22 protein-coding genes and 2 pseudogenes are annotated in these 25,115 nt (G+C 34.9%); 8 read left to right on the top strand and 16 right to left on the bottom strand.

The window, feature by feature from the left end; genetic code table 11:
• The first annotated feature begins 341 nt into the window (after positions 1-341).
• Positions 342-938, top strand: coding sequence for a CBO0543 family protein (locus BKP45_RS02755; protein WP_245747369.1), 597 nt, complete (start codon positions 342-344; stop codon positions 936-938).
• Positions 939-1,482: 544 nt separating this feature from the next.
• Here the strand turns inward: BKP45_RS02755 and abc-f are convergent.
• Positions 1,483-3,078, bottom strand: coding sequence for a ribosomal protection-like ABC-F family protein (abc-f, locus tag BKP45_RS02760; RefSeq protein WP_071389024.1), 1,596 nt, complete (start codon positions 3,076-3,078; stop codon positions 1,483-1,485).
• Between the two features lie 718 nt (positions 3,079-3,796).
• Here abc-f and BKP45_RS02765 point away from each other — a divergent pair.
• Positions 3,797-4,909 (top strand): glucosaminidase domain and LysM peptidoglycan-binding domain-containing protein, encoded by a 1,113-nt coding sequence (locus BKP45_RS02765; RefSeq protein ID WP_071388252.1) that lies wholly within the window; start codon positions 3,797-3,799, stop codon positions 4,907-4,909.
• 551 nt (positions 4,910-5,460) lie between these two features.
• On the opposite strand, the gene BKP45_RS02770 is transcribed toward BKP45_RS02765, so the two are convergent.
• The 8 genes and pseudogenes from BKP45_RS02770 to selD all read right to left on the bottom strand — a co-directional run.
• Positions 5,461-5,859, bottom strand: coding sequence for a hypothetical protein (locus BKP45_RS02770; RefSeq protein WP_071388253.1), 399 nt, complete (start codon positions 5,857-5,859; stop codon positions 5,461-5,463).
• Between the two features lie 108 nt (positions 5,860-5,967).
• Positions 5,968-7,269, bottom strand: a complete 1,302-nt coding sequence (locus tag BKP45_RS02775; RefSeq protein WP_071388254.1) for a B12-binding domain-containing radical SAM protein — start codon at positions 7,267-7,269, stop codon at positions 5,968-5,970.
• 97 nt (positions 7,270-7,366) lie between these two features.
• Entirely contained in the window at positions 7,367-7,582 is a 216-nt protein-coding gene (locus BKP45_RS02780; protein WP_071388255.1) for a helix-turn-helix domain-containing protein, read from the bottom strand.
• Between the two features lie 10 nt (positions 7,583-7,592).
• Entirely contained in the window at positions 7,593-8,069 is a 477-nt protein-coding gene (locus BKP45_RS02785) for a DUF2975 domain-containing protein (protein ID WP_071388256.1), read from the bottom strand.
• A 474-nt stretch (positions 8,070-8,543) separates the two neighbouring features.
• Positions 8,544-8,858: a hypothetical protein gene (locus BKP45_RS02790; RefSeq protein WP_084787543.1), complete on the bottom strand. Its 315-nt coding sequence runs from the start codon at positions 8,856-8,858 to the stop codon at positions 8,544-8,546.
• A 387-nt stretch (positions 8,859-9,245) separates the two neighbouring features.
• A complete protein-coding gene (locus BKP45_RS02795) occupies positions 9,246-10,523 on the bottom strand; it encodes an MFS transporter (protein WP_139193724.1) in 1,278 nt (425 codons plus the stop codon).
• 41 nt (positions 10,524-10,564) lie between these two features.
• The gene (locus BKP45_RS02800) at positions 10,565-10,885 is read right to left on the bottom strand and encodes a DsrE/DsrF/TusD sulfur relay family protein (protein ID WP_071388258.1); all 321 of its coding nucleotides are present in this window, start codon (positions 10,883-10,885) and stop codon (positions 10,565-10,567) included.
• Positions 10,886-11,036: 151 nt separating this feature from the next.
• Positions 11,037-12,020 (bottom strand): annotated as a pseudogene (selD, locus tag BKP45_RS02805) (selenide, water dikinase SelD); the annotation flags it as partial.
• 130 nt (positions 12,021-12,150) lie between these two features.
• Between selD and BKP45_RS02810 the strand changes: the two are divergent.
• On the top strand, positions 12,151-13,038 hold the full coding sequence (locus BKP45_RS02810; protein ID WP_071388260.1) for a LysR family transcriptional regulator: 888 nt from the start codon (positions 12,151-12,153) through the stop codon (positions 13,036-13,038).
• 102 nt (positions 13,039-13,140) lie between these two features.
• On the opposite strand, the gene BKP45_RS02815 is transcribed toward BKP45_RS02810, so the two are convergent.
• The 6 genes from BKP45_RS02815 to BKP45_RS22350 all read right to left on the bottom strand — a co-directional run bounded on the left by BKP45_RS02815 (position 13,141) and on the right by BKP45_RS22350 (position 18,589).
• A complete protein-coding gene (locus BKP45_RS02815) occupies positions 13,141-13,575 on the bottom strand; it encodes a VOC family protein (protein ID WP_071307941.1) in 435 nt (144 codons plus the stop codon).
• 386 nt (positions 13,576-13,961) lie between these two features.
• Positions 13,962-14,741, bottom strand: a complete 780-nt coding sequence (locus BKP45_RS02820; RefSeq protein ID WP_071388261.1) for a hypothetical protein — start codon at positions 14,739-14,741, stop codon at positions 13,962-13,964.
• A 185-nt stretch (positions 14,742-14,926) separates the two neighbouring features.
• A complete protein-coding gene (locus BKP45_RS02825) occupies positions 14,927-15,463 on the bottom strand; it encodes a putative periplasmic lipoprotein (protein ID WP_071388262.1) in 537 nt (178 codons plus the stop codon).
• A 547-nt stretch (positions 15,464-16,010) separates the two neighbouring features.
• A complete protein-coding gene (locus tag BKP45_RS02830) occupies positions 16,011-17,126 on the bottom strand; it encodes a M20 metallopeptidase family protein (protein ID WP_071388263.1) in 1,116 nt (371 codons plus the stop codon).
• Between the two features lie 104 nt (positions 17,127-17,230).
• Positions 17,231-18,070, bottom strand: coding sequence for a glycerophosphodiester phosphodiesterase (locus BKP45_RS02835; protein WP_245747370.1), 840 nt, complete (start codon positions 18,068-18,070; stop codon positions 17,231-17,233).
• 342 nt (positions 18,071-18,412) lie between these two features.
• Positions 18,413-18,589 carry a hypothetical protein gene (locus tag BKP45_RS22350; RefSeq protein ID WP_169824047.1) on the bottom strand — a complete coding sequence of 59 codons (177 nt, stop codon included), beginning with the start codon at positions 18,587-18,589 and terminating at the stop codon, positions 18,413-18,415.
• A gap of 50 nt (positions 18,590-18,639) precedes the next feature.
• On the opposite strand from BKP45_RS22350, the pseudogene BKP45_RS23505 reads away from it, so the two are divergent.
• From BKP45_RS23505 to BKP45_RS02850, 5 genes and pseudogenes are all read left to right on the top strand, one after another.
• Positions 18,640-18,897, top strand: a pseudogene (locus BKP45_RS23505) (hypothetical protein); the annotation flags it as partial.
• A 118-nt stretch (positions 18,898-19,015) separates the two neighbouring features.
• Positions 19,016-19,153, top strand: a complete 138-nt coding sequence (locus BKP45_RS23510; protein WP_084787548.1) for a MerR family DNA-binding transcriptional regulator — start codon at positions 19,016-19,018, stop codon at positions 19,151-19,153.
• Positions 19,154-19,403: 250 nt separating this feature from the next.
• Positions 19,404-20,834, top strand: coding sequence for an NAD-dependent succinate-semialdehyde dehydrogenase (locus tag BKP45_RS02840; protein WP_071388264.1), 1,431 nt, complete (start codon positions 19,404-19,406; stop codon positions 20,832-20,834).
• A gap of 344 nt (positions 20,835-21,178) precedes the next feature.
• Positions 21,179-21,436 carry a hypothetical protein gene (locus BKP45_RS02845; RefSeq protein ID WP_071388265.1) on the top strand — a complete coding sequence of 86 codons (258 nt, stop codon included), beginning with the start codon at positions 21,179-21,181 and terminating at the stop codon, positions 21,434-21,436.
• Between the two features lie 917 nt (positions 21,437-22,353).
• On the top strand, positions 22,354-23,724 hold the full coding sequence (locus tag BKP45_RS02850; protein ID WP_245747371.1) for a hypothetical protein: 1,371 nt from the start codon (positions 22,354-22,356) through the stop codon (positions 23,722-23,724).
• A gap of 131 nt (positions 23,725-23,855) precedes the next feature.
• Here the strand turns inward: BKP45_RS02850 and BKP45_RS02855 are convergent, their stop codons facing one another.
• Positions 23,856-24,875: a phosphotransferase gene (locus tag BKP45_RS02855; protein WP_071388266.1), complete on the bottom strand. Its 1,020-nt coding sequence runs from the start codon at positions 24,873-24,875 to the stop codon at positions 23,856-23,858.
• Positions 24,876-25,115: the final 240 nt, after the last annotated feature.

Consider the following 25,115-nt stretch of genomic DNA (forward strand, 5'->3'; position numbering starts at 1 on the left):
AATATAATACCGCTAAAAGAATATACACTTCCAAGATTATCCTTCCTCTGCTTTCTTTTACCAGAACAATTGCACGTTCTTCAATTCTTCGTATAATAATCATTTTATGTGTATTCATTTAAAGAATAAGTTTCCTAAAAACAAACTGTCATTCTTCTACTAGCTTCGTTCGAATAAGAAAGTTACCTTAATAAAAGTTGTGATCTTTAACTCTTGCATCCGTTACTTTAAGTGTAATTCTTCGCATGTCTCCGATATAATTTGAGCAAATAAGAAGTAGGCATAGATTGTAGGTAATTAATTCATACTATATTAAGACTATTATTTTTAGGAGAATTTATGTGCAGATACCATTCGACCTTTATAGTGTAATTAATTATTCTCATGCTGAAAAAGACTGGAATACCATAATTGAATTGCGTGAATACATGTGGGAGTTACTTTTAGATTATTGGAAAACCCATACTTTGTTCTCTTTTAATTGGTGGTTTCTACTCATAACGACTGTTGGGTTTCTAGTTGTATGGTTATGGCTTTTGGACAAATCAAGGATTATTGAAATCATTACTTTTGGACTTTTACTTTCAACTGCTGCATTTAATCTTGATTTAATTGGAATTACTATGGTGTTATGGTCATACCCTGACAGATTAGTACCAATTATGACAACTATCATTGAAATTCACAAAGCACAAATGCCAATTATTTATATGCTCATTTATCAATATTTTAAGCCATGGAAATCATTTATTGTAGCCCTTACTGTTGCATCTATTATTTTTGCTTTCGTTTTAGAGCCCATTACAGTGTGGTTGGATATATACAACATTCATAATTGGAAATACGTATATTCATTTCCCATTTACATATTACTAGGTATTATTTTCAAATGGTTGATGATTAAATTAAAACAAATTGAATTCAATTATAAACATTAAAAACTGGTTGCACTTAACACAACCAGTTTTTGTTCATAGTTTTTATCGTACTTAATCAGCACTTGTTTTGACAGTGTTTTTGGCGGGTTATTAATGGCGTAATAAGAAACACATGAATCCCGCTTAATAACTTCCAATTAAAACCATTTCCCGCGTATTCGAACACAAGATGACGCTTGTATTTTTTTCTAAAGCTCGTTATCAAGACAAAAAGAGTGCAACTCTGTTAATCTTAATCAATGCCCCCGTTTATTCTTAAAAACTGATTAAGGCCTCTTTAAAGACAACTACTATACTATTACTTACCTACTTGTTTCATTTAATTGAAAAAATTCACAGTCTAACCTATTCCTAACATCAGAATAACATTTATATCCAATTATGAATATTAAAACTTCATGACGTAAATTCATCATAAGAAAGGCGACCACATTAATGTGATCGTCACTCGATACTTGTTTTGTTACCTGTATTGTTGTACTACACAGCAAATGCCTTAGTTTTGTTAGTTGTTCTCCTTAATGTCATTAACCTTTTTAACAAACTATTCATTTTCTCTGTCTAATTGTTGCTTAATGTTCTTTTTCTGACGCAACAGTTTTTGAAATGTTTGGTCAAGTTCTTCGGTCGGTCCAATGCTTAACTGGCTCAGCACATTCGTTATTTCCATCTCCACTTTCAACATTTCTTCTTTCAATGGAGTATGCTCTGCAGCCGGTTGTGCTTGAGCTTTCACATACTCTTCGTATTTGCCTTCGAAAGAATAGATGCGTTTGTCTTGAAAGGAGAAGACCTTGGTGGATGTGTTTTCTAAAAAACGGCGGTCATGTGAAACGAATAATACCGTTCCGGGATAATCGACAAGCAGAGACTCCAATGATTCTACCGCCTCAATATCTAAGTAATTCGTCGGTTCATCGAGAATCAGTACGTTTGCGTCACTGACAAATAACTTTCCGAGTGCTACTTTTACTCGTTCTCCACCACTCAAGACATGTACCGGTTTAAACACATCGTCTCGGAAAAAACCAAGCCGTGCTAGAATAATTCTTATGAGTGTTTGGTCTTGAGTCGAAGTCTTTCGGACATTATCCAGTATGGACTCCTTTACATCTAATACCTCTAGCATCTGACTGAAATATCCCAAAGAGACTGAAGGTGACACGTAAATCCCATCCGCCTCCTCTAAGATCATGCGTAAAAACGTTGTTTTCCCGCTACCATTTGGGCCAATGACCGCCACTTTATCGCCCGCCGTAATTGTGAAATCAAACTCCTTCCAAAGCAGCCTATCCCCCACGGTTCTGGCCACCTTTTTTCCTCGGATAATCGTTCGATTTTTTAGCTTCTCTTCATGCGCTACTTGCATTTTGATAGGAGGCAGTTCTTTTATTTTTTCTACTTTATCAAGCTGGCTAATCCGGGATTGAATGGCTTTTACTCCTTGGTTTAGCTTCTTTTGTTTTTTTGCAAAATATGGCTTTGCACCTGTTATTTTTACTTCGGAAGAGGAAATGTCCTTCGGTTTCTTCGTTGCTCTCTGCGCTTTCTGTTCTTTCTGGTGCATCGCCTCTTCTAATTGTTTCCGCTTCTGAACGTACTTCTCATACTCTTTTTCATGGTTTTTACGAGAAGCTAGTTTTTGCTGCTCATAATCCGTGTAATTTCCTGTATAAAAATGGACTTTGCCATCTTCTATTTCCCATATTTGTGTACAAATTGTATCCAAAAAAGCACGATCATGAGAGACAACAATGATTGCTTCCTTCCGTTCTTTCAGTTGCCTCTCCAATTTTTCTACGTTTTCCATATCGAGATGAGTAGTCGGTTCATCCGCGAGAAGGACACCTACTTCTTTAGCTAGCGTTTCGTAAATAATCGCCTGAGAGATTTCTCCCCCGCTTTTTTGTTTAACCCAAGGTTTCAACTGAGGGAGCAGGGATACCTCAGCGTTTTTATCCACAGTTCCTGACGTAGGTTCTACATTTCCCGCAATAACGTTGAGTAAAGCTGTCTTCCCTGAACCATTACGACCAACAAGTCCAATTCGATCTTTAGGGTAAATGGCTACATGATCAATATGAAATAACGTACGGTCCTTCACTTCACAACGGATATCTTGAAGGTGAATTAATTCCATTTTATCATCTCCATTTTCAATATAGTTGGAGACTAATTTCAAAAAAAATAGCCTCCTATTCATGGATAGACACGTTCAGAATAGGAGGCATAGGCATACATATTTCCCGTAGTGAACCCTATAGACCCTACTAATCCTATTCTGAACAGTGATGAATTCCATGCAAAAGAAACCCTCTCATCGAAAGGTTTTGGCATATGCATTCATCTGTTCTAAAAAATAGGATTAATACTTCATGAGCCTACAGTTCACCCTCTTTCATTTTGTTACTACTTATTTTAGTTTCTCGCATCTTAGAAGTCAAGCGACGTTTTTTATTGAATAGTAAGCTTCTACTACGTAATACAAGAGGTAACCCGGAGCCAAAAGAATACCAATTCATGCAAAAAGAGCCGTAGTCAAAAACGTTTTATTGAGGTATGCATTTACCTTTTTCCTCCAACCCCCTTGTTCCCATTTTTTTCTATATAAAGCTGAATTTCCATCAGTGGGGGCTCCCTTCATCCCCCACCTAAACTTCTCGATTTTCTTACGTTTTGAGGTGGGGGTCTAACTGCCCCTTAAGAGTGGAATAAAACAATCTATTAAATTTCCAACTTTTCACTACTAGGCAATTTCTATTAAACTATTATAATAAACTTAAGCGCTTATTTTTAACGCGATCACCTGGCTGTCCAACAGACAACAAACATTTATTACATCTTAAGAGGAGTTTTTTATGTCAATTAATAGAATAACAATTACTATTATCATAGCTTTTTTTCTTAGTTTAGGAGTTTTTCAGCCTTCTTTCATTGTGCATGGACAAACAACAAAGGTAGAGGCTTCTAGCCTGTTTCGTCCTCTTCCGTTCGAAGATGCAGAATTAGGAAGAAACTCTCATGCGTATTTAGGTAGAATTCAAGCCCCTACGGATCAAGAAAGAGAAACCTTCGTTAATCAAATTACGGAATACGGAATTCAGGCAAGCAAACAATATGGCATGCCAGCAAGTGCGATTATCGGTATGTCTATTATTGAAAGTGGCTATGGAACAACAAGAACGGCCCACTTTGCAAACAACCTTTTCGGTATTAAAGTGTGGGGATTTAACCCACCAAATGCATGGCAGTTAATAGGGCAGCCTGATGAAGATTTTGATAGAGCAATACCTGTCATCGCTAAATATGGATCTGATCGTATCGTTTTTGATGAAACACAAAGACAAGATAATTGGTACCGTAAATTCGATTCCTATGAGCATTCTGTACAATTCTTAACTGGAACTCTATTAGTCAACCAACGCTATCATTTTGCTATCGATAACTATCAAAATAGAATTGCAAACGGTTGGGATGTGAAAGATGCTTCAAAGGAATATCTTTATGAAATTGCGAACGCTGGGTACAATCACTTAGGCGGAGATTATTATCGAGATGTAGTCAGCAGACTCATGGATCAATGGGATTTATACCGTCACGATGTCATCGAGGATGATATAAAAGAGGCAGAGACACAGGTCACAGGTGTGTATCACACTGTAGTTTCAGGTGATACTTTGTGGATACTATCTCTTCAATATGGAACAACAGTCGATGCTATTGAGTCAGCAAACAACTTAACATCTGACATGTTATTTATTGGACAAGTTTTATTTATTCCTGTCAATCAACCTGTTTCAGAACCAATCGTTACGGAACCTGTAGCACCAACAGAACCTGAACCAACTAAAGAAGAAGTCGTTGTAGTACCTCAACCTGTCGTTGAAGAAGAGCCAGTGGCCCAAAAGCCTAGAGGAAATGGCAACAATAATGGCGGAGGTAATAATGGTGGCGGACCTAAGAAAAAATAGTTGAATTTAACTTTTCTCTGTTCAAATTAATCTAGATTAAAAGAAGATAGTCTTTAGGCTATCTTCTTTTAATTTAGCCCCCCATTCGACAGGTTCCTTTGAATCACGCCCATTAAGTGATTATTCCAATACGAGGAGAATTTATTCCGGATTAATGTAGACTAATTTTGAGTATTACACAAACGGATAAAGGGAAACCTATATTCAAAAATTATACAAATACAGGTGTCCTTAATCCCTAGAAACAACATACTTAAACAGCTAAAAAAAGCAATAAATAAAGCGGAATTTGTAAGGATTTACTTTTACCCTCTGCAATGAAAAATGTCGGTCGCTTTTCTTTTGATGAAAGCCATTCAAATGCTAAAAGCGTAGTACTAAAGAAAAACTGACAACTCCATTTCAAGGGGGCTGTCATTATTCTTAAAAAGGAGTATTATGTTTCAAAATAAATTATCAATAATCATTTCTTTTCACTAAATTCAATACTACAACCAAACCATTATTGCTCCTATTCCAGTAACGCCGCCATTCGTTAAATAAGAAATATCTTATCCTTCGCGAAAACCTAAATATCGTATTTCTCTTCCATCTACAACGGCAATATAAATATCACCTTTTTCATTCGTTTTATATATTTTTGTTCCTACGGGTAATTTTGTTGCTGTACCTTCAGTGAAATCTTCGCCATCTTTTGATTGTCTAACTATTTCTAAAACTGCATTTCCTAATGTCAAATCTGCTTTTTTTACCCAATCAATTCTTTCGGCATTAACGTAAACCACTTCATTCATAAGGAAAATATCTTCTCTTTTGTTTTTGGATAAAATCTCATTTGCGGTAGGACTACCAATATAAAGCTGTTCTTCTTCACCCATCTTCAATTGTTGCTCATTATTACAGGCAGATAACGAAATTGTTATAAGAAAAACGATCAAGAAACTTTTCAATTCACAACCTCCCTTTATTTGCTACTAATTTATATTCAATTAATAGCTTAATGAGAAGTTCAGCTTCATGAAGATCACGACAACAAATTGTATAGAAAACAATCTAACTTATAGTTTTTTCTTCTGAAAAGTTCCTTTAATACTCAACCGATACCCAATATTCACTATTATGTTATGTAACAAATTTGTTCTCGAAACTCTCATTCTTTTTATGATTGATTTCCATGAGTAAAACTCTTTCCTAAACCACATATAACCTTCAAACAATTCTTCTGGAGTCATCTGCTTTGGTTGAAAAGCAACTCTTGTTTTCCCATTATAAGTACTCCAATCCTCAGTAAGGAGGCGACCTTCTTTTTTGTACTGTTCATAAACTGGTGTATTTGGTAAAGGTGTCAAAATACTAACGGTAACACCATCGATACCTAGATAATTACATGCTTCAAATGTCTTTTTAAACACATCTTTCGTATCCGTGTCAAAACCAAAAATAATCCCCGCTTGAATTGAAATACCGTGTTTATGTACATTTTTTATGAGGGTCTCATATTTTCCTACATTATTAATCTTTTTGTTAACACTTTCTAGGCTTTCATTTGAAAAAGATTCAATTCCAACAAAAAAATATATACAACCTGCTTCCTTAGCAAGCTTTAATAATTCTTCATCCTTACACCTCTCAAGTGTCACTTGTGCTGCCCAGCGTTTATTCAAAACTTTGAGTTCTTTCATTAATGCTTTGGCATATTTTATATCACCAAAAAAATTATCATCCCAAAAAACAAAATACTTACTTTTAATTTGCCTTATGTCCTCTATTACTTCATGTATTGGTCGCGTCCTAAACGCATCATGATAGATTTGTTTTAAATTACAATATGAGCAATGATAAGGGCAACCTCTTGAGGCTATAACGGCCCCTTTTGTAAAAAAACGATTATAAATTAAATCCCTTCTAGGGATGGGGAGGCCTACTAATGAAGGTACTTCATTCATTTTATATAACTTCTTTTTACAATCCTCTCGATAAAATTCAGTTAAAAAATGAGGCCATGTATGCTCTGCTTCACCAACTATTAAATAATCACAATGTTCCATTGCTTCATCTGGTAGTAATGTTACATGTGGACCACCGAAAACAACCTTGGCACCTTTACTCCTAAATTCTGCTGACATACGATAACAATGTGAAGCATTTGAAGTATTAACTGTTATTGCTACTAAGTCAAAATCCTGGTCTATTGGTATTTCTTGATTGTATTCATCAACTAAAGTAATTAAATACTTTTCCTCATCTACGAAAGCTGCCAAATACGGCATTGTTATTTGAATAAAATTATTAAACTGCTTTTTTCTAAATCGGTTAATCTCCTTATTTTCAGGAGTAATCATTAACAGTTTCTTTTTCATTCTCCACCAACTTCTTTAAACTCATTAAATTTGTAGGTCCTTACTAACTCAACAGAATTGATTAGTAACCGATAATAACTAAATGCTTTTACTACTTTCAAGGTTTTTCGTCACTTTTGTACTCTAAAATATCTCCTGGTTGGCAGTCTAAAGCTTTACAAATTGCCTCTAAGGTTGAGAATCGAATCGCCTTTGCCTTTCCATTTTTCAATATAGAAAGATTAGCCATCGTTATTCCAACCCTCTCTGAAAGTTCTGTAACGCTCATTTTCCTTTTTGCTAACATCACATCAATATTGATTATAATTGCCATTTTTTTCACCTCAGACCGTTAAATCATTTTCTGATTTTATATCAATCGCCTCTATAAAAAGCCTTTGAAGAACTGCTGCAAAGAACGCAATTACTATAGAAGTAAAAATAATGACCATTCCAATTAAAATGACGCCTGTGGCGTCATCTTTTTCTGCCAAGGTGTAAATAAATGGAAAAATCACCACGTATACCGTACTAATTGTAAAAGCACAGTATTTTATTTTCGTTAAAGCCTTAACGGATAATTCTGAAAAAGCTTCGTTTTTATCAATATAAATTAAAAGGTTAAAAGCGTGATAAAGAGCATAGTAGAACGGTATTACTGTAACATACAAACCTATTATAATAGGATAAAGTATATGGACATAATTGGAATTAACTGGATTTCCCACCAACAGAAGTAACCCATATATACATAAGGCTAGAATTGGCGTTCCGATAAGAAAAACAGCTATTTTTAATAATAATGTTGTTCCTTTTTTCATAAAAAGCACCTCACTTATTTGTTATCAAATTCAACTTAACATTCAATTTATCGTTTTACAATAAATTTTTATTATTTTTTATAATGTTTTTGTTGTTAGTCTTTGTTAATTTAGACATAATAAAAAGCATTCCTCATGACAAGGAAATGCTCTATAACCTAGACGAATCATTTAGTAACATTTTAACGGCTGCCCGTTAGCCTCACATTAAAATAAAAGTTTGCTTTCAGATTACAGAAGATCTGATATATCTAGTTCGACATAAAGTCTTCTCTAATCATGCTTCGTTACTTCCATAGAATTTCAGCATGTCGAATTCATTTTGTAAAGGAATTCCTTATTTTTTTGTTCAAGTAAACTGCTCAATACTAAAACAAAACGTCACTAACAAAGTTCCACTATCGCATCGTTTGTTGAATAAGATTTATAAACTTCTTACTCTTTCTTAATTTATTCATGCATTAAATATTTTATCTACACTGCGACAAAAAACAGACTTAATAGAATTAAGATAATCGTAATCAAAGATAAGGTTCTACCTAATTTTGCCCACAAGTCATTTTTGAACTTATAACCCAGAATCAATGCTGGTAAATAGAAAATAAGCGAATAAAATATTGTATAATGAAATCCTGTGTCACCGTTTGACCAAGGGCTTAATCCAATAAATCTTAATATATTATCTCCATAAGATTCTCGATTACCGAATGAAACGGAAAATAATATTCCAAATATAAATAGCAATAATGAAATCGAACCTAACCCAACTTTATTATAATCTTGTTTCAAGATTAACCCCTCATCCCAAAACTCTTTTTTACAATTATTTTTTCGGTACTCATTTAAAACTTCCTTATTCCTCAATACTGCTTCGTTTAAGTGTATTTCTTCACAAACAGAGGCAATATTTCTTACACTCTTATATTAACATAATTAGCCATTAACCTTGAAAAACTTTCGAAATAATCATCAAATTGTTTGTAAATTAAAAAAGCAAAGGAATTTACCGACTCCCTTGCTTTTTATAATGCTAATTTACTATCAATAGTGATGTTAAAACTATTGCAAATGTAACTGCTAAATGCGTTTTTCTACCTCAAAACCGAACCCGTTACTAGGTATCACACCGCTTTTTTTACTCTTCTAATCACTAACATCCCTTTTCGGAATTTATAACTACATCAAAGGTTTTACCGATTTTTTTCGATGAAACCATATCATTACCGGAATGAGTAATAATGACAACAATCCTCCAGAAAATGATAATATGGCGTAACTTGAACCAGCAACAACCATTCCTGAAAGAGCTCCACCCGAAGCACCTGCTAATGCAATAAAGACATCGACTGTTCCTTGTGTTTTAGCTCGTGTATTCGGTTCGGTTGAGTCTACAATTAGAGCTGTACCACTTATCAATCCAAAATTCCATCCAATTCCTAGTAATGCAAGAGCAATAATCAAGAAGATCATAGAATCACCTGGAGCGATTGCTGCTATTATACCTGATAGTAGTAAGGTTAGCCCAGAAGCAATCGCCATATTTATGCGACCAATCTTATCTACAAGAATACCAGTAACAAGTGATGGGAGATACATTGCACCGATATGAATCCCAATCACAAGTCCGATTTGGCTTAGTCCATGACCATGATGTTGCATGTGTACTGGGGTCATTGTCATAATCGCAATCATCACCATTTGACTTAGGACCATGATCAATGCACCAACTGAAATTCCCCTTTTGTTATTTTCTTGAACATCTCCTATTGAAGATTCGCCGTTCTTGTTAGCCGTACCGTTCATCATTTTAACAATCAAGAATGGATCAGGACGAAGCATAAGAAAAATAACTAAACCGGCTATGATAAAGGCACTTCCAGACAATATGAAAGCACCAGCAAGCTCTGGAATACCGATAGAAAGAGCAAAACTCCCCATTACACCGACCAAGTTAGGTCCTGCAAATGCTCCAATCGTTGCTGAGACCATTGCAATACTAATAGCAGTTCCGCGTTGATTCTTATTAGCCAAATCAGTTCCAGCATAACGTGTTTGCAAATTTGTTGCTGTACCTGCACCATATATAAACAGAGCAATAAATAAAAGAAATATACTATTTATAATCGCAGCTAGCACAACCCCAAGCGCTCCAATACCACCTGCTAAAAAGCCTGTCGCAAGTCCAATTCGTCGTCCAAACGTTTGAGAAAGTTTTCCTACGATAAAAGCAGCACCTGCTGAACCTAGAGTAAATAAAGTAGCAGGAATTCCTGCCAATGCACTCGTACCCATCATTTGCTGGGCTAGAAGAGCACCTACAGTAATGCCGGCTGCTAATCCTGCCCCACCAAAAATTTGAGAGATACTCACAACGACAAGTGTACGTTTATATAATCTGCTTTGTTTCTCAGGAGAATCTAAGTAACTTCGTGCTAATTCATGCGAGCTAGACATTATTAAACTCCTTCTTTATAAAAATTTTAACCTGTAATTGCTTAGAATGTTACTACCTTATCTGCCCATTCTACTAATTCAACACAATCATTCATTGTCGAAATTGGACAAACTGTTTGATCCTCCAGCTTTCGAGACTTAATACAAGTACCACAAGCAAATAATATACCTTCACTATCAAGGAATTTGTTCATTTCTTCTGGAACATTATATTTCTCGTGTTTGACTTGCTCACATTCAACAGCTTCACCCATTAAAAAAAACTTTACTTCATGGTCTCTACCTATACAAGCATTGGCAAAACGGAAAGCATTCCAAGCCTTTTCAGATTCCTTTGTTTCAAGAATAATCCCCAGTTTCATCTGAAGCACTCCCCTTATCGATCAAGTGATTTATTTTCTAATTTTATTGTAAGACTATTTCTTTAATAAGTAAAATGCATTATTATTATGTTTGTAATGCAAAATACGCATTATTTGTGAAAAAAAGAAAAGCAACCGATCATAGGCTGCTTTACAAAAATGTATGCTTTGTTATAATTTGAACATCGTTTTTTTCAGTTACAGTGCCGATAACGTGACCTGATATTTCTTTGTCCGATAATTTTGTAAGTAACTCATCCACTTGATCTTGTGGAAGAACAATTAATAAGCCTCCCGATGTTTGAGGATCATGCAGTAATAATTCTTCTTCTGAAGTAATGTTTTCTGTATAATGTACTTTTGTTTTATAAGTAGAGATATTATTATATTTTCCTTCAGATGTAGCACCCTCTTTTAACAAAGAGAACACATCATTTAAATAAGGAATATTTCTCAAATCAAGCTCAATTGACAATTGACTATGATCGGCTATTTCACACAAATGACCAAGTAAACCAAAGCCAGTAACATCGGTACATGCATGTGTTTCAACTTGTCTCATAGCCAAGGAAGCGTCTTTATTTAACTTTAACATTTCATTAACGGCGATTTCTTGCTGGTCTTTAGTTGCAATCTTTTGGTCGATGGCTGTTGTGTAGACACCTATTCCAATTGGCTTCGTTAAAATGACAGCATCACCGACACAGGCACCTTTTTTCGTTATGAAACGTTCTCCATATGGGATTTTTCCAGTAACTGAAAGACCATACTTCGGACAAGTATCATCTATCGTATGTCCACCAACAATACTTGCACCTGCTTCATGGATTTTATCTACTCCACCTTTCAACATTTCTTCAAGATAACGTAACGGAAGTGTGGATGTAGGAAAGCCGATAATATTTAAAGCAAATAACGGCTCTGCCCCTTTTGCATAAATGTCACTTAATGCATTAGCACAAGCTATCGCACCAAATTGATAAGGATCATCTACAACAGGTGTAATAATATCAACAGATTGCACCATTATCTCGTTTTGCCATGAGTACCCAATAGCATCTTCTCCAATCCCAGCTATTAATTGTTTATCAGGCGAAACAGGTATATTACGCAAAACTTGCGTAAGGTCTAGGGACCTAACTTTACTAGCTCAGCCCGAACCAGTTGAATATGAAGTTAATGAGATATGAGGTTTCATTCTAGTTCCTCCTTTCTCTACTTACTATGAATTAGTTTATCATTTTTATTTTGAGAGGTGAATAGCTTTGGAATTTCATCAACTAAAGACCTTCTATGCTGTTGCTACACACCTTAATTTTACCAAAGCTGCAGAAGAACTTTCCTTAAGTCAACCTGCCGTTTCAAGGCAAATTGAAGCTTTAGAAAAGTATTATGAATTACCTTTGTTTTATCGTACGAAGAAAAAAGTTGAATTAACAGATGCAGGGAGACAACTGCTTAAATACGCAATGCAGATTATCTCAATAGCAGATCAAGCAGATAAGGCACTATCCTCACTTACTAACCTAGAAAGTGGTGAGCTTAATGTAGGATGCGGATCTACAATTGGTACTTATATCATTACGAATCTAGTTATTGACTTTCAAAAAAAACACCCAAATATAAAAGTTAATCTTATGATTAATAACACATCAACAATTATTGAAAAACTTATGGATAATAAAATTGATATTGCGATAGTTGCTAAAAGATTTTATGATCAGAAATTCAACTTCCAGCCATTTTTACAAGATAAAATTAATGCCTATTGTTCAATTGAACAGAAAGAAAAGTTTAAAGATATACATTCATCTACTGAGTTAAAAAACGAAACTCTACTTTTACGAGAACGTGGATCACACACTAGAGAATGTATTGAAGAGCAATTAAACATTGTTGGTTTATCTCCAAAAATCTTTGAACTAAGTACTAATGAAGCAATAAAACAAGCCGTTTTAAATAATAGTGGAATTGGATTTCTTTCCTCTACAACAGTTCGTGTAGAATTGAAGCATAATCTATTATTTAAAATACCCCTTAAAGATAAGTGCGAAAGGGAATTTTCAATCATTTCTCCAAAAGGAAAATATCTTTCACCGATCATGCTTATATTTAATTCTTTTTTATCGAAAAACATAAGAAGATGCTTTTAAAGAATATAAAGAGTTGTTGATCTGACTTTGATCTACAACTCTCCAACCCATTCTTCTTATCGAGATTTTTCATTGCTGTATATTCTTATCTTTCACCCTTTGTTAATTCTTCCTTTTTTCCTCCCAAAGCTGTATACGTTCTTCATGACTAACCTCTTTATGTACTTGATGCAGCATCCATATATAACCAAAGGGGTCCATGAATATGGCGTTCGACACTCCGTAGTCTGAGAGCTCAGTCACCGGTTGCACCTCTGTACAACCTAAATCCATCGCCATTGCATAGGTTTCCTTAATGTCTGGGACAGTAACATTAACCCAACTAGTTTTAGGGTCATCAGGATTTGGTGCGATTAAATGGAATTCTGGGTTTTCATCTAACATATGAAAGTGAACGTCATATAGGGTAAAAACTACCTCATTTTCACCGCGAGGAAAGTTTGAAACCTCCACACGCTCGATATCGAATATTTTTTCGTATAATTCCAATGCTTTTAAGCTATCTTTCACAACTATATCAATTTCTACCCCAACCATAATGGAAACACTCCTTTTACAAGTTAATAAATAACTTTACCTCACCATTTTCCCCAGTTTATCAATTAAAGTATACCAAATTCAATATTATTAGCGCGGTTAATATGGTTTTCTTATTGTACTATTGTACTTCAATCGTTCAATAAGTGAAAACACCCGTAACATCTTCTACACGAATGATAATCAGATTTTTTAAGGTGTTGTGAATTGGCAAATTAATTCAAGTGGAAGAAGCTAAAATAAGAGCAGAATTTATGAAAAAGAAATTAAAACACTACCAAGATGTTTTGAATCAAGTAATTCCTGATGACACCAATCCTCAAAAGTGGAAAGAAAACCACAAGCCGGTTGCTCATTAATTGCTGTTAAATCCGAATTATTGCTTTTTAATTTTTATTATTAACAAACTCGTAGATTTCTTTAACAGAACTAATGGGCAGTGAATATATCGTATGTGTGTCTTTTGTGTTTATTATTGTTCCAGAGTCGTTAGTAATCCAAAGAAAATAGCTATCTTTACCGATACTGAATTGATACTGTGGATTTGTCATATTGACAATGCCAGGCTTTTTCTTTGAATTAGCTATTGCTTTTATAAAAACATCAGTTTCTTCAATTTTTATTAATTCTAAAGAATTTGGAATACTATTAGCGCCTGTTTCGGAACTACTTTCATACTCAATATCTACTAAAAAAGAATAACTAGCATTACCTTGCTCCCAAGTTGCAAAAATTTCAAAAACAGCTCTCCCTTTATGATTTAAAGTGTCTATTTCAGTATATGTGCCTATAACACCACTACTTTCATCCCAAGTCCTCACTTCGTATCTAATAGGAGCTATCTCAAAGTCTATCGAAATAACCATACTAGAAGTTACTTTAAAGGGTTCCTCGTGTTGAACTAAGTTCGGTGGTGCATCAGCTGACGCTTCAATACTTATTGCTTTTCCATTACTGCAACAATAAGTCCAGCTATATGGGCCAAGTACACCCTTCACCTCCTCTACACCATTAGAAATTGAAACTTTAGGTGGATTCTTCGGGGTACTTTCTTGTAGTTCTTCATTTTCGTTATTCATTTCATTAGACATATCAGTTTTATTCGTGCAACCACCTAATATTAATAACAGCATACTTAGAAGAATTAGTAAAAATTTCAATTTCATATTATTCCCCCATAAAAAATTTTACCTACTGTATTTTCAATTAATTAGCCGGATAAGAGGGTTTAAAGTTTCAGTTATTACTCGTTTTTCTTTTCCTCTTCTGCTTGTTAGTAAAAGAGGAGAAGAATTAATATGTAACAGCTCTTACCCTTTAGTAACTCATCAATTAAATGATTGATCACTTTTTAATCTTTTGCCAGACTGAATCTTTTTATCTCCCTACTTTCACCAGAAGCAGTTACTAGCAGCACAACAATATCAGCTTTTCTTGCATTTTCAATTACTTTATCTAAATCTTGATTATCGGCAATGATATAAGTAAAGAAATACACACCTTTATCATTTGGATTTATATACGCTTGTTGACTCCCTCTCCCTCTCCACATGTTAGAATTGTTATTTTCGAACAGGTTTGGTTCCATAAAAGCGAATAAATGATCATGTGCTTCAATATACACTTCCACCTTTTCGCCGTCGATTTTCTCTGAACCAATTTTCTCAACGCCAGTATTTAAAAGGGTAAATTGATAATATAATGCATTTTTGTGAAATGTTTGATCATCTTTATCGTTAGGATTGTTACTGCTTTTCAATTCGTAATTACTCACTTCGAACTTTACATCTTCTAATTCTATTACACTTTCAAAAGACTTATGTGAATTCTGTGATGAACAAGCAGATAGTAACATTACAAACATAATTAAGATAATAAATTTCCTCACAAAATATTTTCCTCCTTATGAAGCGGTAAAAAAATTAGCATTCAATCCATGCCCAAATCACTTGGATAAGACCAACTCACAATATTGTACAACAAAAAGTAAAATATTTCCTTGATTATTTTTTCCTTTTTCATAAGCCTTAAACTTTACGAGAAGAGCCTTTTGTTATTACATTTTTACTTACCCCTTCATGAACTATCCTACCACGATTTTTAAACATGCCTGCTTCAATAGCAAAAAGCGTATCTTCCTTTTGTAGATACGCTACGCTTTCTTACTAGAAAAAGAATTTTCATCATCCATCTACTAAGACTTTCATCCTGTAATTCAATAACCTTCGCCCATTCCCATTGTGCAATTTCTGGAGCAAAAACAGCTAAGTCAAAATCAAACGTTCTTTATTATCACCGTAAGCTCTTGATCCAAATAGAACCACTTTTTGTATACAAAGGGATCACTGGGAATTTTTTGCACAAATACCGAAACGGAGCTCTAACTTCCCTTTTTTAGTAAAACGAACGAAGCAAAAGATCCGTCCCCTCGCTTCTCACAGTTTGGCGAGCCCTTTGAAAAGTTCCACTGCGATTTCGATGATCTCATCTGGGAAATCATACTTCACGGTATGGATATGAGGATAATCTTCTCCGTTTCCGATGTAGCAGATTGCGCCCTTTGTCTCTTTTAAATAATGGCCGAAGTCTTCGGACGCACGGAATGCTTCCTTCATCTCAACTAACGGAATCCCTTTCTTTTGACATACTTGACGTATCTTATCAGAGCTTTCCTTATCATTTACCGTTTCAGGAAAGATGTCACGATAAGAAAAGCTGGTCTTTAGCCCGTATTGTTCTGAAAGAGATAGCGAAAGATTTTCAAGATTCTTCTGTAGCTTATCCAATTCTTCTTCATAGAACGCTCGAATGGTTAGAAGCAATTCTCCCTTGCTTGCTGATACACCGAACGCGCTTTCCCCAACATTTACTTGTACTACAGTACAGAGTACCAATCCTTTGTTGTTCATTGAAGATGTCAACCGAGGAATCGCATCAATAATCTTTGCAATCGCAAATGCTGGATTTACTCCATCTTCCGGTTGACTTGCATGTGCTGGCGTCCCTTCCATGTGAATCGTCATCCCCTTAGATGCACAGTGAGCAGTTCCATCAATGACATGAACGGAATTTAAAGCCATACCACTCATATTGTGGAAAGCAAAAATTTCTTCGATGTGATTCTCCTTTATAAAAGAGACACACTGAAGAGCACCATCTCCTGTTTCCTCTGCATGTTGAAACAAGAAAAAAATGTTTTTGTCCGCACCTTTCTGATCGATTTCAAGTGCAAAGCCGGCAAGACAGGCAGAGTGACCATCATGTCCACATTTGTGGGAAACACCTGGGATCTTTGAAGCGTACGGAAGCAAAATGGTTTCTTCGATAGGAAGTGCATCAAAATCCGCGCGGAACGCAATGTTCTTTTTATCTTCGCCTGCACGATAAATCGCATAAAACCAGCGGCCTTTGTCTACAATCTCTAGTTTTGTATGTGCTTTAAGAAAATCGATTAAATGCTGTTTCGTCCAAATTTCTTGGTTTGAGAGTTCGGGATGCATATGTAAATGATGACGCAGTTTTCTTGTTAAGTCTAAATTTTTATATTCCACTCTATCTCTACCTCTATTTTTAAAGTCAATAAATTATATTTAAAAATAATATTTCGATTAGATCAATCCCTTAGGTACAATCAATAAGCTCAATGATGTTGTTTTTATCCAACATAGTCTGGATAATCAGTAATAATTCCATCAACACCCGCTTTCATTAATGGGGTGATTTGGCTTTTGGATCGAACCGTCCAAGACATCATTTTCATATGGTGCGAATGAATCCTTTCAACTAACTGTTTCGTTACTAGGCGACGGCTTGTGTTCACATAGTCGGCATACGATGTGAATTCTTTTAAATAATCATCCGTTAGATACCTTCTTTTCGAAATGATGACAGCGGTCGTCACTTCAGGTAAAAGTTCACGGATTTTTTTTACAAAATGAAAATTAAATGATTGAATGATAATGTTTGAATTTTGGGACTGATCCAATTGACGTCCAATCAGTATAGCAGCTAGTTTTTCTTCAATTTCTGGATACAATTCAGGTTCTTTCACTTCAATGATAATACCAATTTTCCTGCTAAACTCATCTAATACTTCTTTTAAAGTTGGAATACGTTCTCCGCAAAATTCGGTTCCATAATAGCTTCCGGCATCTAATTGTTTTATTTGGGCTACGGTTAAATCCGCTACATATATCGACCTTCTCGTATTCACATTCGTTGTACGGTTTACCGTTTGATCATGAATGACTACGAACTCACCTTCTTTACTCATTTGTACATCGAGTTCCAAATAATCACATTTCATTTCTACCGCTTTTTTGAATGCGGCCATCGTATTTTCAGGTGCATAGCCTGCCCCACCGCGATGCGCGATCGTAACATGGCGATTGGCTGCTTTGGGAAGAGTGCTCATTTTTATTGAAAATAAACTAGCTAAAAAAATAAAACAAAGTGTCAATGCTTTAAAAATGTTCAACCATCTTTTTTTACTCAAAAAAAATTACTCCCTTTTCATAATCTTTCCATTTATTATATCCTACACTAATTAAAATCTGTCATTCGCTTATTAGAAAAGAAGAATTAGAATAATCTTCCAGCGAATTCACAGGGAAGGTTGCGTTCCTCTTTTGTTCAGTAAAACGAAAGAAGCAAGAAATCCTACCACCTCGCTTTATAAAAATTAGTATGCTTTCTATATGTAAGAGTTTCAATAAGGTAATATATTAACAAAAACCGTTACACCTGAAACACAATACACAATTAATTGTCGTACAAGCAAAAAAAAACACACCGATTAAAAGTTGTCATTTAAATTGAAGTAAGCTAGACAACTCTATTAAAAACATTGGGAAAGAGAACAAATTGGTAAAGTTATTGACGTTGAAACAACTCCCTTAGCCATATTTTCTTTAAGTAATTCGCCACTAATAAATGAAACAACACCGCTAAAATCGGTTAGTTCCATACCCACCGGAATAGAATTAGTGACGATTGAGATGTCTTTTCCTTTCAAACAATTTGCTACAGCCTTTTTGGGCCAGATATTGAAAATTATTAAAAAAACTTCAAGTGAATAAGCATATCCTTAGAACAAGTGGTGTAAGATTAGATACCGGGTTGACCACTTCTTCTATAAAATCTTCAATAAAAAGGCAGATGGTACAGTGTGCTATCAATATAATCGCAGTTCTAGACCATTCAAAATTCTCTAAAATTAAAACTACTCTGTTGGCTCGTTTTAATGAAATTGACGTGATTGTAACATCATCCAAAGTGCCAAAACATTTTATAAAATCAATCGAAAAAGAAGGGTTTATATAACAGTTTAGTTAAAATTAGTTAATCTTTTCTAAATTTTACCATCTTAAGTAAGGGTTTTTATTTTTGTATTCAAATAATTAATAGATTGTAATAAAATGGATTTATAGGAGTTGTCTTCATGTACACAATAAAAGAAACAGCAAACATTATAGGGGTTTCTAGTTCCACGTTACGTAGGTGGGAAAAAGAAGGTAAAATCACTTCAACAAGAACTTTCCGGAGAGCACAGGAGATACACAACCGAAGATTTATCTAAAGTTAATAAAAAAAATTTAAAAAAGTAGTGATCTTCGTTCAATCACTCATTTGCTATGTGCAAACAGCTTACATCTAATCAATGCTTAAAGTTATCCAATATATTTGCAGCTAATAGTTGTCAAGCTCTTGGTGGACGTGGAAATCTACGAAACTTTGAATTAATTAAACACCTAATTAACTAAAATACTTAATGTTTAAGGAATTACTATACTATAATCAATTTTTATTTTGAAAGGATGATTAATTCTATGAAAGGGAAATTGTATATTAATGGTGAATGGATTGACCATTCCAATGAAACAATAGATGTACTTAACCCTGCGACTGGTTATAAAATAGGTACTATCCCATTTGCAGGAACAAAGGAAACAAAAGCAGCCATAAATTCTGCCTACCAAGCCTTTTCAAAATGGTCATCACTACCAGCTCAAGAGCGAGCATCCTACTTAATGGCTTGGCATGACCTTCTACTAAAAAGAAAAGATGAAATTGCCGAGATCTTAACCATTGAAATGGGAAAACCATTAGCAGAAGCAAAAGGAGAAATAAATTACTCTGCTTCCTTTATAGCTTGGTATGCTGAAGAAGCTAAGAGGGTTTACGGTCGTACCATACCTACTCACTTACCTAACAAACGTCTTCAGGTGATGAAACAGCCAGTTGGAGTGGTAGCATCTATTACTCCTTGGAATTTTCCTGCTGCTATGATTGCACGTAAGATGGCTCCAGCTCTTGCAGCCGGCTGTACATTTGTTGGTAAACCGTCAGAACTAACTCCATTTACTGCAATGAAACTTGTTGAACTTTGTGAAGAAGCAGGGTTCCCAAAAGGGGTTGTTAATCTTGTTATGGGTGATGCAGTTAGCATTGGTAAAGAAATGACAACTAACGATAAAGTAAAAAAATTAACTTTTACAGGATCAACAGAGGTTGGAAAGTTACTAATGAAGCTATCTGCGGATCGAGTTCAGAAACTCTCACTTGAACTTGGTGGTCATGCCCCAATCATTATTTGTGATGATGCGAATCTAGATTTAGCTGTACAGGGTGTCACCGCTTCAAAATTCCGAAATGCTGGTCAGACTTGTGTTTGCGCAAATAGAATTTATGTCCAAGAAGCGATCCTTGAACCATTTCTTAAAAAGTTTGAAAAAGTCGTGAAAAATTTACAAGTCGGAAATGGATTAGATAAAGGGGTTGAAATTGGTCCTTTAATTGATAAGAAAGCTTATAAGAAAGTAAAACGGCATGTAGATGACGCTGTTTCAAAAGGAGCTAACCTTGTTGTTGGGGGAAGCGGAATTGAAAAAGAAAATGCATACTTCTTTAATCCAACTATCCTAGCGAATGTTACAGACAAGATGGCTATTATGCAAGAAGAAACCTTTGGTCCCGTTGCACCTATTCAAACGTTTAAGACGATTGACGAAGCCATTGCAAANGCGAATGATACACGTTTTGGACTAGCAGCTTATTTCTTTACTGAAAATTTATCTAGAGGAACAAAAATTGCAGAAGCGCTAGAATACGGAATTGTTGGATGGAACGATGGGATGCCCTCAGTAGCTCAAGCTCCATTCGGTGGTATGAAGGAAAGTGGAATTGGTCGTGAAGGCGGAATAGAAGGTATTGAGGCTTTTCTAGAAACCAAATTCCTATCCATTACCTTAAATGACTGATGAGCTCAGACGAAATAGTCATTATACATTTTATTACCAATATTAAATTTAATAATTTTTATGTTAAACAACCAACCTCCCTGGTTCTCCACCAGTTTGCCTATGTTACTGAGAGGCTTGGCACCTACTCAGACTGGATTTTCACAAGTTAGCAATTAATATCGTGCTCAGCACGCAACACAAAAAACACATCCCTTGGAATGTGTTTTTCCATTTTACCTAGCAACGTCCTACTCTCAAGGGGAAGCCCCTAACTACCATCGGCGAAGCTACTAACTTCAATCACTTCATGAATTACGTCCTTGAATTTACTACGTGCAGCTTTGCGACGAGGAAGCTTTCTTATGCAAGAGGCTGAGCATTATATGAATGAGGTTATTGAAAAAGCCTTTGAAGAAGCAATGAAGTCTGGGGAAATAAATCGAGTTAATCCGCTATTTGCTACACAAACATTTTTAGCACTAATGAAGGTCGGTAACTATAAAAACCCTGATAACACTTCGATTCTCCCTACAATTCAAGAAACAGCAGTACAACTTGCCGATTTTGAAATGGTTATTTTCAAAAAAACTAACTTTTTAATCATTGATACATTTTCTTGAAATTTTCTTAAACGACCACCTTAGGGTTTGCTGCTGGTATTTATTTAGTATTTAGGGGCGCTTATCCCACACGTACCCTTCATATTTAGCACCAACAGCAATTGCTTTCAACAATCAATGACACTTCCACCGCCAACTGCCAAAAAAAGTCAACTCGTTTCCCTTTCCTATTTCAATTCCCTATTGAACAGTAGTTAAATTTTTAATTTAAAGTTGTAATACTTTTTTTAACATAGTTACTTCTTTTAAACCTTGTCTTACAATTGTCTTTTATTATTGTATCTTTATTTGCAGTGAAATTTATTCACCAGCTCATCAAATTTCTCAATAGAATCATCATATTCATTTACTTTTCCAAATCCGTACTTTGGCATAAACAAATGGAAGCCCCGCATACAGAGATGCCTTTAAGTCACCTTCAGTGTCCCCAACATAGACGGGAGCCAATAAGTTATTACCTTTATACTTGAAATATCTCCACTTAACATCTTCGGTATATTATAAGTGGAGAATTCCTAAGAACACCAAACTACATGTTCATTAATGACTTCACAATTTATTATTAAATCTTTCTACCTATTATTGAGACCGCAAACCCTGAAAGATGTGTCTTCACTTCAATTATGTTCAAGCCAACATCTTTAATCATTTGTATTGTATTTCGGTTAAGGTGGCATCCGTCACAAACACGTTTCCAAAGCGGTGTTACTAATTTTGAAGTGTAGCAAAAAGTGGGTGTTTCATTTGAACATGTTTAATTGATAAATTTTTTTGAAAAAATGACAATCTCCTCACTTACAATATCCCATTTATTTATTGAACAATGAATAGAACTAGAGTAAAGTAAACATTAGTTTATCTAACATAACAAAGTAATGATCTCTGACCGCCGGAAAGGAAACTAGGTGTTTTTTATAATGATGAAACAAAACTTTTTATTTAGAAATCTCTATATCTTTTATTCTTGCGCTTTCATCTTACATATTTTTAACGTATTTTTACAAAAAGATTTTCTCAATTATATTGTTGGGATATTAGCTATTCCTATGTTAGTGATATCGTTTTTTGGTGCGACAACACTTTTTAAAATTCTAGGATTCTCTTTTCTAGGAATTGGTACTTTTATGTTTTTAAGTGAAGGTCATCCCATTTCACAACTACCGCTGTTTTTTACATCTTCCATGTCCTTGCTGACCTTATTAGCAGTTTTACCTTGGATGAATAGTGTAGTCAGGAGCGGAAGGTTTGATCAAAAATTGAGGGATTTAATGAAAGCCAATGTGAACAATTTAGGTCAGCTATACCCTAGAAGTACAGCAACTACATACACTTTAGGGGCATTTTTAAATTTATCTGCTATTCCAATTTCTCAGGAAGTTTTGATGAATAGCTTAACGAAGATCAAAACGAAAGTTCAACAATCGTTTATTACTACGGCAACTTTAAGAGGGTTTTCATTAGTAATAATATGGAGTCCCGTAGAAATTCTACTTGCCCTTACGATTCAATCGACCCAAGTAAGTTATGCTAGTTTTTTACCTTGGTTATTACTCCTATCGTTTATAGGGCTCCTTTTTGATTTAGTATGGGGAAGATTTTATTATCGAAAGTTTCCATATGAAGCAACTGGCCCTAGTCACACGTTAAATCTAAAAGAACTAGGAATGAAAATTTTTCACTTAGTCACTGCTTTATCCTTATTCTTAATAGTAGTCATCTTTACTGGCAATTTATTAAATCAAGATTTTGTGATCATTGTTACCCTAGTTATATTACCATTTTCCGTCATTTGGGCAATTGTCATGAAACGTTGGCGAAGTTTTTGGTCAATCGGTTGGAAGACGTGGAAAATAAAAACGAATTCGATGCAAAATTTTATCGTTCTTTTTTTATCTTTAGCATTTTTCACCAATAGTTTACAAGGAACTGAATTACTACAATCGATTCAATATGTTTTTATCGCAAACGCAGATTATCCTATTGTCATCCTATTACTGATCCAGTTTACTTTTTTACTATTAGCGTTTTTTGGTGTTCATCCGGTAGCAACCCTCGGAATATTAAGCGAAGTTATCACACCATTATTAACGTTCATGAACCCATTAAGTGTTGGAATTGCCTTAATGATTGGAGCAGTAATTAATGCTTCTATAGGAACTTACGGCCTAGTAGTTACCATAACATCAATAAATACAAAACAAAGCCCATATCGAATTTCCTTAATAAACTTGCCTTTTGCCCTGTTTATGATTGTGGCGGGTACGACGTTAGCTTACCTATTACTTTAAAAGGATCACGAGTACTAAAGTAAACGACTTTAGCAACTCCTTAACACGAATTCAAAGGGATGGTTTAATCGCTTCTTAATTTTAGCAAAAATATGAAAGAAGCAAGAGGCCCGTCCCTCACTTCCCCACTGTTATCGATTTACTGTTTCCCACAAGCGAATTAATTTTTGACCGCTAACGTTTAACCATTGTTGATAGGCAGCTATTTTTACAATTTGTTTCTTTAGCACCGATGGATCGTCTATTCCGTCTAAATACCTTCCTAAAAAGTGGATAAAAACATCTAACCTTCTAAGTTGAACTAATAGTGGTAAGGCTTCAATTTCAGAATCCATTATATTCATCGTTGAAGCAAAGCCAGAGAAAAAGTGATGAGCTTTTTCTAAATAAACGCCTTCATTTACTTCTTTAGATATTATATCTGAAATACATACAGCTACCTCCATAATTCGGAGGTCACGAGTCGTAAATTCAAAATCAAGAATCGCATTTATCTTTCGATCAGTATTTATTAGTATATTTGATGCATTTAAATCTCCATGAATGATCTGATGAGGAAATTTCTTTATACTAGGGACGAACCTTTTGAGATCAACCAACTGAGAAGCTATCCACAAAAGTTCACTTTTAAATTCTTTCCATTCATCAGGTGGGTTGCTACACCACTCTACTACTTTACTGATCGAACATTTTGGGTGTGCATGTTCAATCTCATAATAAGGGCGATAAATCAAAGGCTGTTGAATCTGGATACCCTGTAGAACAGTTAACAAATGACCTACACTTTCTCCAAACGAAAAAAGAACTTCTTCCTTATTAAAAATTGGGTTGTCTCCTTCAATATAGTGATAGATACAAGCAATTTTATTTGAGGGCAATCGAAGTAAGGATTTTCCATCTTTCATCACCGGTAAAGGGATTTTAAAAGGAAGATCTGCAAGTTGATTCAGTTTTAATAAAACCTCATGTTCTAGCTTTACTTTTGCTTCCTCGTTATGTGTATCATAGATGCGTAGTATATATTTTTTCGCATCTCTTTCAAGATACCGAGTGGTATTGTTATATCCACTTTTCCCACGATAGATTGACACTGGTAATTTTTCTTGAAACATACTCTCTATAAGATAGTCAAACTCGCGGTCTTCATTCATTCCATGTATACCTCACATTGTTTTCTTTGTTATCAATATAATCATATACTAATTCTGAGCCTAAATAAATGTAATAAGAGCATAATCTAGATTTACAGTATCAAGTACAATTGCTTATAGGCACCACATGTACCTTAACCAATAAAGCTAAACTTCAATCAGTGGGGTTTCCTTCATCCGCCACTGGTTGTTAGTTTAACTTATACCACAGGCATTAGAATAACTAATCATCAGCTTCAC

The organism is Anaerobacillus alkalidiazotrophicus, assembly GCF_001866055.1.